The 14941-nt window shown below is 52.7% G+C and carries 8 protein-coding genes; 4 read left to right on the top strand and 4 right to left on the bottom strand.

The window, feature by feature from the left end; all coding sequences use genetic code 11:
* Positions 1-10 precede the first annotated feature (10 nt).
* Both mtrD and mtrE read left to right on the top strand, forming a co-directional pair.
* The gene (mtrD, locus tag Q9J80_RS06560) at positions 11-3214 is read left to right on the top strand and encodes a multidrug efflux RND transporter permease subunit MtrD (RefSeq protein WP_301673069.1); all 3204 of its coding nucleotides are present in this window, start codon (positions 11-13) and stop codon (positions 3212-3214) included.
* A gap of 54 nt (positions 3215-3268) precedes the next feature.
* The gene (gene mtrE, locus Q9J80_RS06555; protein ID WP_304672776.1) at positions 3269-4672 is read left to right on the top strand and encodes a multidrug efflux transporter outer membrane subunit MtrE; all 1404 of its coding nucleotides are present in this window, start codon (positions 3269-3271) and stop codon (positions 4670-4672) included.
* Between the two features lie 111 nt (positions 4673-4783).
* Here the strand turns inward: mtrE and Q9J80_RS06550 are convergent, their stop codons facing one another.
* From Q9J80_RS06550 to Q9J80_RS06540, 3 genes are all read right to left on the bottom strand, one after another.
* Positions 4784-6946 carry a TonB-dependent siderophore receptor gene (locus tag Q9J80_RS06550; protein ID WP_304672760.1) on the bottom strand — a complete coding sequence of 721 codons (2163 nt, stop codon included), beginning with the start codon at positions 6944-6946 and terminating at the stop codon, positions 4784-4786.
* Between the two features lie 251 nt (positions 6947-7197).
* Entirely contained in the window at positions 7198-9300 is a 2103-nt protein-coding gene (locus Q9J80_RS06545) for a TonB-dependent receptor domain-containing protein (protein ID WP_301673067.1), read from the bottom strand.
* 178 nt (positions 9301-9478) lie between these two features.
* The gene (locus tag Q9J80_RS06540; protein WP_304672761.1) at positions 9479-11122 is read right to left on the bottom strand and encodes a lactate permease LctP family transporter; all 1644 of its coding nucleotides are present in this window, start codon (positions 11120-11122) and stop codon (positions 9479-9481) included.
* A gap of 348 nt (positions 11123-11470) precedes the next feature.
* On the opposite strand from Q9J80_RS06540, the gene Q9J80_RS06535 reads away from it, so the two are divergent.
* Entirely contained in the window at positions 11471-12250 is a 780-nt protein-coding gene (locus Q9J80_RS06535; protein WP_304672762.1) for a FadR/GntR family transcriptional regulator, read from the top strand.
* Between the two features lie 134 nt (positions 12251-12384).
* Here Q9J80_RS06535 and gdhA read toward each other — a convergent pair whose 3' ends face one another.
* Complete coding sequence (gdhA, locus tag Q9J80_RS06530; RefSeq protein WP_304672763.1) at positions 12385-13719, bottom strand: NADP-specific glutamate dehydrogenase; 1335 nt, start codon at positions 13717-13719, stop codon at positions 12385-12387.
* Between the two features lie 422 nt (positions 13720-14141).
* On the opposite strand from gdhA, the gene Q9J80_RS06525 reads away from it, so the two are divergent.
* Positions 14142-14936: a thymidylate synthase gene (locus tag Q9J80_RS06525; protein ID WP_304672777.1), complete on the top strand. Its 795-nt coding sequence runs from the start codon at positions 14142-14144 to the stop codon at positions 14934-14936.
* The last annotated feature ends 5 nt before the right edge of the window (positions 14937-14941 follow it).

Below are 14941 nucleotides of genomic sequence, written 5' to 3'. Positions count from 1 at the left end.
GAAGGCATCGATGGCTAAATTCTTTATCGACCGCCCCATTTTCGCGTGGGTTATTTCGATTTTCATTATTGCGGCGGGTATTTTCGGCATTAAAAGCCTGCCTGTTTCGCAATATCCGTCTGTCGCCGCCCCGACCATTACTTTGCGCGCCACTTATCCAGGCGCGTCAGCACAAGTGATGGAGGACAGCGTGCTTTCCGTTATCGAGCGGAATATGAACGGCGTGGAAGGTTTGGATTATATGTCCACTTCCGCCGATTCGAGCGGTAGCGGCAGCGTGAGCCTGACCTTTACGCCCGATACCGACGAGAATCTGGCGCAGGTGGAAGTGCAGAACAAGCTTTCCGAAGTATTGAGCACGCTGCCGGCAACCGTCCAGCAATACGGCGTAACCGTATCCAAGGCGCGTTCCAATTTTTTGATGATTGTGATGCTTTCGTCGGATGTGCAGTCAACCGAAGAGATGAACGACTACGCGCAGCGCAACGTCGTTCCCGAGTTGCAGCGTATCGAAGGCGTGGGGCAGGTACGCCTGTTCGGCGCGCAACGCGCGATGCGGATTTGGGTCGATCCTAAGAAACTGCAAAACTATAATTTGTCGTTTGCCGATATCGGCAGTGCGCTGTCGGCACAGAATATCCAGATTTCCGCAGGTTCCATCGGTTCGCTTCCCGCTGTTCAGGGGCAGACGGTTACGGCTACCGTAACGGCGCAAGGGCAGTTGAGTACGGCGGAAGAATTCGGCAACGTCATCCTCCGCGCCAATACCGATGGTTCTAATGTTTACCTGAAGGATGTGGCGAAAGTCGGATTGGGTATGGAAGACTATTCTTCTTCAACCCGTCTGAACGGGGTAAATACCACCGGTATGGCGGTGATGCTGTCCAACAGCGGCAATGCGATGGCGACGGCAAAGGCGGTGAAAGAACGCATGGCGACGTTGGAAAAATACTTTCCGCAGGGTATGAGCTGGAAAACCCCTTACGATACTTCCAAATTCGTCGAAATTTCGATTGAAAAAGTGATTCACACTTTAATCGAAGCGATGGTGCTGGTGTTTGTCGTAATGTACCTCTTCCTGCAAAACATCCGTTATACGCTGATTCCGACCATCGTCGTACCGATTTCCCTGTTGGGCGGTTTCGCCTTCATCTCTTATATGGGGATGTCGATTAACGTATTGACGATGTTTGCGATGGTATTGGTCATCGGTATCGTGGTCGATGACGCGATTGTGGTGGTTGAAAACGTCGAGCGAATTATGGCGGGTGAAGGCCTGCCGCCTAAGGCTGCAACCAAAAAAGCAATGGATCAGATTTCCGGTGCGGTTATCGGTATTACCGCTGTTTTGATGTCGGTATTCGTTCCACTGGCGATGTTCAGCGGGGCAACGGGCAATATTTATAAACAGTTTGCACTGACGATGGCGGCATCGATAGCTTTCTCCGCCTTCCTTGCACTAACCCTTACCCCTGCTTTGTGCGCCACGATGCTGAAGGCAATCCCGAAAGGGCATTACGAAGAGAAAAAAGGCTTTTTCGCTTGGTTCAACAAAAAATTCGACAACTGGACACACGGCTACGAAGGCTGGGTTGCCAAAGTGCTGCGTAAGACTTTGCACATGATGGTGGTTTACATCGGCTTGGCGGTTGTCGGCGTATTCCTGTTTATGCGCCTGCCGACTTCTTTCTTGCCGACCGAAGACCAAGGCTTCGTTATGGTCAGCGTGCAACTGCCAGCGGGGGCGACCAAAGAACGCACCGATGCGACTTTGGCACAAGTTACCCAATTGGCGAAAAGCATTCCCGAAATCGAAAACATCATCACCGTTTCCGGCTTCAGCTTTTCGGGCAGCGGTCAGAATATGGCGATGGGTTTTGCGATGCTTAAGGATTGGAACGAACGTACCGCCCCGGGCAGCGATGCCGTTGCGATTGCCGGCAAGCTGACGGGTATGATGATGGGGACGCTGAAAGACGGTTTCGGCATCGCCATCGTCCCGCCTCCGATTATGGAGTTGGGCAACGGTTCGGGCCTGACCATCAACCTGCAAGACCGCAACAACACCGGCCATACCGCATTGCTGGCGAAGCGCAACGAGTTGATTCAAAAAATGCGGGCCAGCGGTTTGGTTGACTCCAGCACCGTCCGTGCCGGTGGTTTGGAAGATGCGCCGCAGTTGAAAATCGACATCAACCGTGCCGCCGCAGCCGCACAAGGCATTTCGTTTGCCGACATCCGCACCGCATTGGCAAGCGCGCTGAGTTCGTCTTATGTCAACGATTTCCCGAACCAAGGCCGTCTGCAGCGCGTGATGGTGCAGGCCGACGGGGATGCCCGTATGCAGCCTGCCGATATTTTGAACCTGACCGTGCCGAACAAATCCGGCGTTGCCGTACCGCTTTCCACCATTGCTACTGTTTCTTGGGAAAACGGTACGGAACAGAGCGTGCGCTTCAACGGTTATCCCTCGATGGAACTGTCCGGTTCGCCCGCAACCGGTGTTTCCACCGGTCAGGCCATGGAGGCAGTTCAAAAAATGGTTGACGAATTGGGCGGCGGTTACAGCCTGGAGTGGGGCGGACAGTCGCGCGAAGAGGCAAAAGGCGGTTCGCAAACCATTGCCCTTTACGCGCTTGCCGCCGTTGCAGTCTTCTTGGTGCTTGCCGCACTTTATGAAAGCTGGTCTATTCCGCTGGCCGTTCTGCTTGTGATGCCTTTAGGCTTGGCAGGGGCGGCGGCAGGTGTAACCGGGCGCAACCTGACCGAGCTGATGTTGGGCGGTATTCCTGCATTTGCCAACGACATCTACTTTCAAGTCGGTTTCGTTACCGTGATGGGTTTGAGTGCGAAAAACGCGATTTTGATTATCGAATTTGCCAAAGACCTTCAAGCGCAAGGGAAAAGCGCGGTCGAAGCTGCTTTGGAAGCGGCCCGCCTGCGTTTCCGTCCGATTATCATGACCTCGTTTGCCTTTATTTTGGGCGTGGTTCCCCTGTATATTGCCGGTGGTGCAAGTTCTGCCAGCCAGCGCGCCATCGGCACGACCGTATTCTGGGGGATGCTCATCGGTACGCTCTTGTCCGTGTTCCTTGTTCCGCTTTTCTATGTGGTGGTGCGCAAATTCTTCAAAGAAACCGCGCACGAGCACGAAATGGCAGTAAAACACGCTGCCGAAGCGGGCATCACCGGTTCGGACGACAGCCAACATTAAGCAACCATGCCGTCTGAACGCCCACGGGTTTTCAGACGGCATCAGGACTTTTTTATGGATACTACATTGAAAACTACCTTAACCTCCGTTGCGGCGGCCTTCGCATTATCCGCCTGCACCATGATTCCCCAATACGAGCAGCCCAAAGTCGAAGTTGCGGAAACGTTCAAAAACGATACCGCCGACAGCGGCATCCGCGCCGTCGATTTAGGTTGGCATGACTATTTTGCCGACCCGCGCCTGCAAAAGCTGATCGACATCGCACTTGAGCGCAATACCAGTCTGCGTACAGCTGTATTGAACAGCGAAATCTACCGTAAACAATATATGATAGAGCGCAACAACCTCCTGCCCACGCTTGCCGCCAATGCGAACGGCTCGCGCCAAGGCAGCTTGAGCGGCGGCAATGTCAGCAGCAGCTACAATGTCGGACTGGGTGCGGCATCTTACGAACTCGACCTGTTCGGACGCGTCCGCAGCAGCAGCGAAGCAGCACTGCAAGGCTATTTCGCCAGCACCGCCAACCGCGATGCGGCACATTTGAGCCTGATTGCCACCGTTGCCAAAGCCTATTTTAACGAGCGTTATGCCGAAGAAGCGATGTCTTTGGCACAACGTGTTTTGAAAACGCGCGAGGAAACCTACAAGCTTTCAGAATTGCGTTACAAGGCAGGCGTGATTTCCGCCGTCGCCCTGCGTCAGCAGGAAGCCCTGATCGAATCTGCCAAAGCCGATTATGCCCATGCCGCGCGCAGCCGCGAACAGGCGCGCAATGCCTTGGCAACCCTGATTAACCAACCGATACCTAATGACCTGCCCGCCGGTTTGCCGTTGGACAAGCAGTTTTTTGTTGAAAAACTGCCGGCCGGTTTGAGTTCCGAAGTGCTGCTCGACCGTCCCGACATCCGCGCCGCCGAACACGCGCTCAAACAGGCGAACGCCAATATCGGTGCGGCACGCGCCGCCTTTTTCCCATCCATCCGCCTGACCGGAAGCGTCGGTACGGGTTCTGCCGAATTGGGCGGGCTGTTCAAAAGCGGCACGGGCGTTTGGTCGTTCGCGCCTTCCATTACCCTGCCGATTTTTACTTGGGGAACGAACAAAGCCAACCTCGATGTGGCAAAACTGCGCCAACAGGCACAAATCGTTGCCTATGAATCCGCCGTCCAATCCGCATTTCAAGACGTGGCAAACGCATTGACCGCGCGCGAGCAGCTGGATAAAGCCTATGCCGCTTTAAGCAAACAAAGCCGCGCCTCTAAAGAAGCGTTGCGCTTGGTCGGACTGCGTTACAAACACGGCGTATCCGGCGCGCTCGACTTGCTCGATGCGGAACGCAGCAGCTATGCGGCGGAAGGTGCGGCTTTGTCGGCACAACTGACCCGCGCCGAAAACCTTGCCGATTTGTACAAGGCACTCGGCGGCGGATTGAAACGGGATACCCAAACCGACAAATAACCGGTCGGGCAACCAAATGCCGTCTGAAACGATAAGGTTTCAGACGGCATTTCTTTCTTTAAAACGGTTTCCGGTACCTGCCTGCCTTTCAAGACGGCAGGCCGTATTCGTTTAGAAGGTATGTTTGACGGTTGCGGTCAGGCTGCGCGGCGTGCCGTAAACGTGAATGTCGGGCATCGTGCGGTAGCGTTTGTTGAACACGTTTTCAAAGTCCAAACCGATGCGGGTGGATTTGCCGATTTTGTAATGCGCGGTCAAATCCAGCGTGGCGTATGGGCGTTGGGTCAATGCGGCTGCGGTGGCAGGGTTGATGTTTGCCGGGTATTCGTCCAGCGTGTGGCTGCGGCTTTGCCAGTTGACGTTTGCACCCAGGTTCAAACGGTCGGTTAGGTCATACGCGGTAAAGAGTTTGAACAAATGAACCGGATAAGACGGATGCAGTTGCTTGCCTTCGCTGTTTTTGATTTTGGAACGTGCATAAGACGCATTCAGCAGCCATTTGTCGCTCAGGCGGCCGCCGATAGAGAGTTCCACGCCTTTTGTTGTAGTGTTGTTGGCTGCACGGTAGTATTTGTCCTTACCATTCGCGAATTTGCCTGCAACCACGCCCAAATGGTCGCGTTTGTTCATAAAGGCAGATGCAGAAGCGTTCAAACGGCCTTCAAACCACGAGGCTTTTAAGCCGAGTTCATATGTTTTGCCGCGTTGCGGTTCGAGCGGTTTGCCGTTTTGATCCAAATAGCGCACTTGCGGGCGGAATATGGTGGTATAGGAGGTGTAGGCGGTCAGATTGTCGGCTATGTCGTAAGTTGCGCCCAAATAAGGAATGAAAACGTTTTGTTTGTGGCTGCTGTAAGCGAATTTGTTGCGCTCAGTGCTGTAACGGTATCGCCAATTCACAAAACGGCTGCCGCCTATCAATGCCAGCTTGTCGGTCAGTTTGAAACGGGTCGAACCGTAAACCGACAGGTTTTTCATATCGGTAAAACCATCGCGCGAATACGGCATATCGGGTTTGGCGATGTTGCCGTCAAATTTACGCAAATCGGGAATCATCGACTCGCCTTCTTCATAGAAAGACAGGTTTTCTTTGTTGTCCTGATAGCTGATGCCCGCATTAAATTCGTGCGAGCGGCCCAACGCCGGATAATCGCCGTCCAAAATCAGGGAAAAATTCTGGTCGCGGTATTTGCTGCGGTCGCGGTCTGAAGTGAAAAGCGCGGAGTAGTCGGGATAGATTTCAAATGTCCCTGCGATGCCTGAAACAATATCGCTTTTACCTGTCAGATAGCTGTAATCGCCCGTCAGCTTCCAGCCGTTGGCAAACTCATGGCTTAGGGAAGTGAACACTTCGGCACTGGTGTCTTTGCCGTAAGCCCATTTTGCCGAGGAATTGCTACGCGGCGAAGCCTCAAACGGTATGTATCCGTCTTTATCATTGCCTGCCACGGTCAGATAGCTGAAACGCGAGCTGCCTTTATTGCGGAAACGGTGTATTTCTGTACCGATATTCCATTGAGTCTGAGGGGTGAGGTCGTAGGACAGAATGCCGTAGAACGTGTGGTTGTGGCGCGAAGTGTTCGGCAGGTAATCACCGCCGTGGTCGCTGACCAAAATAGTGCGTCCGCGCAAGGTATTGTCTGCATTTAAAGGCTGATTGGCATCAAGGACGAAGCGGTAGTGTTTCCACGAACCGACACCGGCTTCCACGCTGACGGCAGGTTTGGCAGTCGGTTTTTTGCGTTCCAAAGCAACCGTACCGCCCGGCTCGCCCATGCCGCCGTTGGACAAACCGCTTGCGCCGCGCACGACGACGACTTGGTCGTACAACGTGCTGTCCAGATTGTTGGTACTGCGGCGGATGGCTTTACCCTCGTAAAGGAATTTGGGCGCGCCATCTACGGAAATGCTGTCAATCGCCTGACTGCGCGAAATAAACTGGCTGTGGCCGGAGACGTTGTTGCCCATTTTGCTGTGGAATACGCCCGGTGTTTGTTTCAATACGTCCTGCAAGGTATCCAAGCCTTGGTCTTCGATTTGTTTTGCCGTTATGACAGACAGGGATTGCGGTGTTTCACGCTGGGTCAGCTTGATGCCTGTGGCGGCGGAAGAAGCGGGGATGGTGTAGTTGGAAGCCGTTTGTTTTCCCAGTTCTTTGACGTGTATTTCCGGAAGGGCGGCAATATCTGCGGCGGAGACGTGCGCGGCGCATAACAGCATGAGTGCGGATGATACGGCAAGCGCAGTGCGTGAATGGCGGGGGGGGGTATGCATGATTTTTCCTTTTAGTGGTTTGGCGGCGGGATTTTAGCAAAATGTTGTAATTATACTAGTTAGTGTAAATATTATTTAGGATTAGTTTGACTGTTGTCAAAATATATCTATTTATCTAGTTATAAAGATTTATATTAAACCGTGATATGAGGGGAAAAAGGAAATGCTAGCGGAACGACGGATTGTCGCACCTTGCAAAAAATGCCGTCTGAAACGATAAGGTTTCAGACGGCATTTTAAAATGCAGGCGTTTAGAACTTGGCTTGCAGCCTTAACCAAGCGGTGCGGCCGGGTTCGTTGACGCGGGTGGTTTTGATGCCGGCGGCAGGATCGACAAATCCTCCGCTTCTGCTGACGAATTCGGCATAGGTTTTGTTAAAGACGTTGTCCACTCCGCCTTGCAGGGTGGCGTATTTGTTGAATTTCCAACCTGCATTGACGGAAAGCACACCAAAGCCTGCGGATGCGCCGATGTCCTGACCGATGATGTTGCCCTGTCCTTTGGCGTAGCGGTTTTGTTTGGCAACCAGTTTCCACAGTGCGCCCGCGCTGAATTTGCCGTTGTCGAAGGCAAGGGTGTTATTCCATTCGAGCGGGGGTGTTTGTGCCAACGGTTTGCCATCGGTACGGTTTTTACCATAGGTATAGGCTAAGTTGCTGGATATGCTCCAATTAGGAGCGAATTCCCATTTCACTTCAATTTCGCCGCCTAGACGGATGGCATCAATATTGCGCGCGCTTAAGTCTGCACCATGATGATGGCTGGCGTGTCCGCTGGTTGCCGGTGTCGTCGGAGTATGGCTGCCGGAGTGTCCTGTTGCCGATGCCGTCGGAGTGGATCCTGTGTGGTGATGTCCCGTGTGATGGCTATGTGTCGGCGCGCTGCTGGCGGCATGATGCATCATCGGTTTTGTTTCGACTATGATGAAGTCGTCAACCTTGCCTGCAAATACAGAGGCGGAGACGTGCCAATTTCCGCTGTTCCAAATCAGCCCTGCATCAAGTTGACGGTTGGTTTCTTTTCGGAGGTTTTCCGATTTTTTGCGTTCCCAGTAGTCGGGCGCACGCTGGGCGATGCCTAAACCTGCATAGTATTTGGTATTGCCTTTTGTTTGCTCGAAACGGAAGAAGCCGGAAGTCAAAGGATATTTGGTTTTTTTGAGGGGATTGGAGTCGGTCTTTTCGTATGTGCCTGTTACCTGGTCGTGCCGCAAACCGGCAATCAGTTTTTGCTTGTCGGTACGTTGCCAAGCCGCCTCGGCAAAGCCGCCCAGTTGGTCAAAACTTTGGGTAGGCTTGAAAGGACTCGAAGCGTAGTTTTCATCGCCTTTGCGTTCGGTATGGCGGTCGCGCATATAGTCGATGCCGGTTTGAAGGTTGACGTTGTCCCAATCGAAAGTGGCTTTGAGGTTGCCGGTATCGGTACGGCGTTTGGGGTTAATGGCTTCCTTGTCCATTGTTCCGACGGGACGCAGGCTGTAGGTGTCCATCACGTGGTCGATTTCGCTGGAGCCGTAGCGTGCTTCGATTTCGCTCAACCAAGGTGTGATATTGCGTTGGCTGATGCGGACATTCCACGCGTCGCGGTCGAATTTGCTGCCGTCCATCATACGGTCAGCGTAGGCTGCCTTCCCGCGGCTGCGTTCGTATGTACCGGCGATGGTGGTGTTTTCGGTCGGGGTAACGCCCAACTGAACCATCTGGCTGTCGCGTTTGAAGTTGGAATGTACGCGGTTGCCTGCTCCGTCTTTATAGTCGTCGGATTCGTTGTGTGAGACATTGAGGCGGGCATAACCGTATTTGCCGCCCGCACCTGCTTCAAAGGAGGCATCGCGTCTGCCGCTGTTGCCTAATGTGGTGCTGCCGTTGAAGGAGTAGGGTTGTTCGTGGAAGGTCGGATCTTTACGGACGAAATGTACCGAACCGCTGATCAAACCCATGCCTTGGGTAACGGTTTGCGGACCTTTGGTTACGACAACTTCGTCAAAGGTGCTGGGGTGGATATAAGAAGTTGGCGGGTCCATGCGGTTGGAACAGCCGCCGTAAACGAACTGGTCGTCTGCGTTGATGGCAAGGCGCGAGCCGCCCAAACCGCGGAACAATGGATCGCCCGAGCTACCGCCTTTGCGGATGATGCTCATGTTGGGGACAGATTGCAGCAAATCCGCGCCGTCGCCTGCCGGTAGGGGCTGGAGGGTGGCTTTAGGATTGAATTTGACTGTGTTGGCTTTTTGCTGCTGTGTTCCGGTAACGGTAACGGGCGAGAGTTCGGCGGTTTCTTCCGCAACAGGGGCTGCCCATGCTTGGCTTAGCGCGGCTGCAAGGGGAAGGAGTAGGAAGTGGGTAGTTTTCATATTTAATCTACTTAAATAGATGGTTGTTGTGTTAGTCCTAAAGTAGTATATAAAACTAAACTGAACGATGTATCAGAAGTTGCACTTTGTTTAACATATATCAATAATGAATGTATCGGCTCGATAAAAAATGCCGTCTGAAGCGGAAAAGGCTTCAGACGGCATTTTGAAAGACGGGTTATTTATTAAAGAAAATCAGCGTCCACGGCAAAACATATGCCTGCAGGAGGGTCAGAAGGCCGACAAAGCTACAGAAAATCAGGCTGTGTTTCACGGTGAAGCGGAACAGGTTGGATTCCTTGCCCTCCAAGCCTACTGCCGCACAGGCGATGGCGATGGATTGAGGGGAAATCATTTTGCCTGTTACGCCGCCGGTTGTATTGGCGGCAACGGTCAGCTCGGGGGTAACGCCGATTTGGTGCGCCGTACTTGCCTGCAAAGAGCTGAATAAGGCATTTGCAGAAGTATCCGAACCGGTCAGGAATACGCCCAGCCAGCCGAGGAACGGTGAGAAGAACGGGAATACGGTTCCTGTCGCTGCGAGGATTAGTGCCAGTATGGATGACAATCCCGAATAGTTTGCTACAAAGGCAAAACCGAGTACCAAACCGATAGACAGGATGGACAGGCGCAGTTCTTTAAGCGTTTCAAAGAAAGTGCCGACGGCTTCGGAAGGTTTCATTTTCAGTAAAGCGGCGGAAACGATGGAAGCAAACAGGATTGCCGTACCGACCGCGCCGAGGAAGTCAATTTTGAATACGGCGGCGTATGGTGTTGGTTCGCTGACGATGGGCGCGGCTTTTTGTACCAAGTTGTGCAGCATCGGCCAGTCGAATTTGATGGTAGCAACGCCCAAAGCCTCTTTAACGCCCTTAATCGTCCACACGCTGACGAAAACGGTCAGAATGGCAAAGGGCGACCAAGCTTTGATGATTTGTCCGGCAGTGTATTCGCCCGCTTTGCGTTCGGACGGTTTTTTCATGCCGTTGAATGTAAAGATTTCTTTAGGCTGCCATTTTCTCAAGAAGGCAGACAGGCAGATCAGGCTGACCAATGCGGAGGTAACGTCAGGCAACTCGGGGCCGATGAAGTTGGCGGTAATGAATTGGGTTGTGGCAAAGGATACGCCGGCAACCAGAACGGCAGGCCAAGTTTGGCGTATGCCGCGCATACCGTCCATCATGGCAACCAGCCAGAAGGGTACGATAACTGAAAGGATAGGAAGCTGGCGGCCGGCGACTTGACCGATGTGGTAAGGATCGAGGTTGGACACTTGTCCGGCAACCAGAACCGGGATGCCCATCGCGCCGAAAGCCACGGGCGCGGTGTTGGCAATCAGACACAAACCGGCGGCGTAGAGCGGATTGAAGCCCAAGCCCACCAGCAAAGCGGCGGTAATCGCCACCGGCGCGCCGAAGCCTGCCGCGCCTTCGAGGAATGCGCCGAAGGAGAAGCCGACCAGCAGCATTTGCAGGCGTTGGTCTTCGGTAATCGAAATCACGGAAGCGCGGATGATGTCGAACTGCCCTGTTTTTACGGTAATTTTATACAGGAACACGGCGGTAACGATAATCCAGGCAATCGGCCACAATCCGTAAGCGAAGCCGTACAGCGCGGAAGAAACCGCCATACCCGCAGGCATCCCGAAGCCGAATACGGCAACGGCAAGCGCAATCAGCAGCGTATAAAGCCCCGCCTGATAGCCTTTGAGCTTCAGGACGGTCAGCGCGGCAAAGAAAAAGACGATGGGTAAGAGTGCGGCGGCGGCAGTCAGATACAGGCTGCCGCCGATTGCCGTGTAGTTTTGAACCCAAGTTTCCATAATTGAACATCTCCGAAAATATTTTTCTAATCGTCGGCAATAGTGGTCAAACCAATTAAAGCAACGTTGCATTACTTTACGAAACTTTAATATTCAGGTCAATATATTTTTGGGCGGTTCGGCAGATTTGAATCGGAGCTTTCGTTTAAATACTGTTAAAACAAATATTTGCATGAACAAAAATTGTAGTTTGGTGTAGTTTTTTCTTATGTTTCGGGGCGGTGCGAGGTAAATGCCGTTGACGGAGGGAACGGCGTGTCATTAGAATCCGCCCTGATTGGTCAGTCCAATTTGATATTTGATGTATTTCGGAAGGGTTCTGCAGGGAATCTTTATAAAGGAGGGGTAATGAAACTGGTAAGGCCTCAGAAAATCAGCGATCAGGTATTGTCGGTATTGGAAGGCCGCATTGCGGAAGGCGTTTACGCGGAAGGGGGCAAGATTCCGCCCGAACGCGTTTTGGCGGAAGAGTTCGGCGTTTCGCGCCCGTCGGTCAGGTCGGCATTGAATGTTTTGGTTGCCCGTCAGGTTTTGGAAGCAAGACAGGGAGACGGTTATTATGTTTCGGTCAAGCCACAGCAGGATTTTTTGCAAAGTTGGCAGGAGCTTTTGGGCAAACATTCCAATTGGGAACAGGATGTTTTTGATTTCAGCTGCCACATCGAGGGCTGTATGGCGGCATTGGCAGCAGAACGCCGGACGGATGCCGATTTGAAGCGGATTCGGTTTTGGCTTGAAAAGTTTGAGGAAGCGTGCGGAAGCGGCAATTTGGAACATCAGAGCGAAGCCGATGTCAGCTTTCATCAGACGATTGCCGATGCGGCGCACAATTTGTTGTTCAGCCATTTGTCGGGCGGTTTGTTGAAAATGCTGTACCGGCAGACGCGCAGCAGCCTTATTTATCTGAATCAGGAAGAAGATCCGCGTCCGAAACTGATGGCGCAGCACCGCGTGCTGTATGAGGCGATATCGAACCGCCGGCCGGGCGAGGCTTCGGAGGCGGCAAAGGCACATTTGAATTATGTGGCGAGCAGCATATTGAAAGACAGGGAATATCAGAGCCGTAACCGCCACGCGGATACTTTGGCGCAAAACGATTTGAAGCGCGTGCAGGATTGGGCGGTGTGAATGCCGTTCAGACGGCATAGCATATTCAGATGTATCGGTAGTCTCACCCGATTTGAACGGGCGGATAATGAAATGCCGTCTGAACAGCATTTGCGGTTCAGACGGCATTTTGTTTGCGGGTTGGTTGTGTTTACTTAGAAACCTTGCGCCAGCATGGCATCGGCAACTTTGACGAAACCGGCAATGTTCGCACCATTGACGTAGTTTACTTTGTCGCCGACTTTGCCGTATTTCAGGCAGGACTCGTGGATGCTTTGCATAATGCCGAACAGGCGGTTGTCCACTTCTTCGCGCGTCCAGGACAGGCGGATGGCGTTTTGGCTCATTTCCAAGCCCGAAGTTGCCACACCGCCGGCGTTGGAGGCTTTGCCCGGGGCGTAGAGGATGCCGGCTTTGATAAATTGCTCGACCGCGCCCAAAGTCGACGGCATATTCGCACCTTCGGCAACGACGTAGCAGCCGTTTGCCAACAGGGTTTTGGCGGCTTCTTTGTCCAATTCGTTCTGGGTCGCGCAGGGCAGGGCGATTTCGGCGGCAACGCCCCACGGTTTTTGATTTTCAAAGTATTGCAGACCTTGCTCTTTGGCATAAGTGGCAACGCGTTCGCGGCGGACTTCTTTCAATTCGATCAAGGCGGCGAGTTGCGCTTCGGTCATACCGCTGTCGGGGAAGAGGACGAAGCCGTTGGAGTCAGAAACGGTCAGCACTTTCGCGCCCAGTTGGATGGCTTTTTCGGCGGCGTATTGCGCCACGTTGCCGGAACCGGAAATCAGGACGCGTTTGCCTTCAAAACTATCGTTGCGGGTTTGCAGCATCGCTTGGGCGAAATAGACGCAGCCGTAGCCGGTCGCCTCGGGACGGATGAGGCTGCCGCCCCATTCCAAACCTTTGCCGGTCAGGACGGAAGAAAACTCGTTGCGGATTTTTTTGTATTGTCCGAACAGATAGCCGATTTCGCGTCCGCCTACGCCGATGTCGCCGGCCGGAACATCGGTGTCTGCGCCGATGTGGCGGTAGAGTTCGGTCATAAAGGCTTGGCAGAAGCGCATTACTTCGGCATCGGATTTGCCTTTGGGATCAAAGTCGGAACCGCCTTTGCCGCCGCCCATAGGCAGGGTGGTCAGCGCGTTTTTGAAGACTTGTTCAAAAGCGAGGAATTTCAACACGCCCAAATCGACGGTCGGGTGGAAGCGCAAACCGCCTTTGTAAGGGCCGATGGCGGAGCTCATTTGCACGCGGTAGCCGCGGTTGACTCGGACTTGCCCTTTATCGTCCTGCCAGGTTACGCGGAACATGACGACGCGTTCGGGTTCGACGATGCGTTCCAGCAGGCTTTGCTGGGTGTATTTCGGATTTTTTGCCAAAAACGGATCGAGGCTCATGAAGACTTCTTCAACCGCCTGATGGAACGGCTCCTGATTGGGGTTGCGTTGTTTGAGGTTGGCAAACAGGGTGTTCAGGTCAGTCATTCGGATACTCCTTTTGGTTGATATTGTACTAATGGGAAAACAAATTTGTAGGTAGCAATATAAACCTATTTTTTTCTGATGCCAAGCCTGATTTTGCACAAATTGTTGACATTATTTTTTCCATATTTTCGATGTTTGATGTTTATTGCCGATAATTAATCAATAATCATAAATTAATTTCTCAAATAAAAATATTATTGGAATTTTATTCTAAGTAATTAAACTAGATTTTTTGATTCCAATCAAGGTAATTTTGTTTTCCATCCGGGTTTTACTGTGGAAAAGGACTGAAATTGTCAACAATCCTGCCTGACTGTACTCGTGTTTTGAGTGTCCGGCGGGGCGGCCTGCGCGTTTGTCCGGACTCGGGCGTTGGCCGGAAATGTTACAATATGCGCCGTTTAATTTGATGAAAGATGATGATGAAAGCCTATTTGGACTTGATGCGCCACGCCCTCGACAACGGTACGGACAAATCAGACCGTACCGGTACGGGCACGCGCTCCGTATTCGGTTATCAGATGCGTTTTGACTTGGGCAAAGGTTTTCCGCTGCTGACGACCAAAAAGCTGCATCTGCGTTCGATTATCCACGAGCTGCTTTGGTTTCTCAAAGGCGATACCAATATCAAATATCTGAAGGACAACAATGTTTCCATTTGGGACGAGTGGGCGGACGAAAACGGCGACTTGGGCCCGGTTTACGGCTACCAATGGCGCAGTTGGCCCGCGCCCGACGGACGCCATATCGACCAAATTGCCAATGTGGTGGAACAAATCAAGAAGAATCCCGACTCGCGCCGCCTGGTTGTGTCGGCGTGGAATCCGGCCTTGGTCGATGAGATGGTCTTGCCGCCCTGCCACGCGCTGTTTCAGTTTTACGTTGCCGACGGCAAACTGTCCTGCCAGCTTTACCAGCGCAGCGCGGATATTTTCCTCGGCGTGCCGTTTAATATTGCCAGCTATGCGCTTTTGACGATGATGATGGCGCAAGTGTGCGGACTGGAAGTAGGCGAGTTTGTCCATACGTTTGGCGACGCGCATTTGTACCGCAACCATTTCGAGCAGGCCGCATTGCAGTTGGAACGCGAACCGCGCGCCTTGCCAGTGATGAAAATCAATCCTGAAGTCAAAGATTTGTTTGCCTTCAAGTTTGAAGATTTCGAGTTGGAAGGTTACGATCCTCATCCGCATATCAAGGCGGCAGTGTCGGTTTAGGAGGC

Source organism: Neisseria blantyrii (assembly GCF_962747855.1).
Taxonomy (GTDB): Bacteria; Pseudomonadota; Gammaproteobacteria; order Burkholderiales; family Neisseriaceae; genus Neisseria; species Neisseria viridiae.
This window is presented reverse-complemented; position numbering and strand designations above follow the sequence as displayed.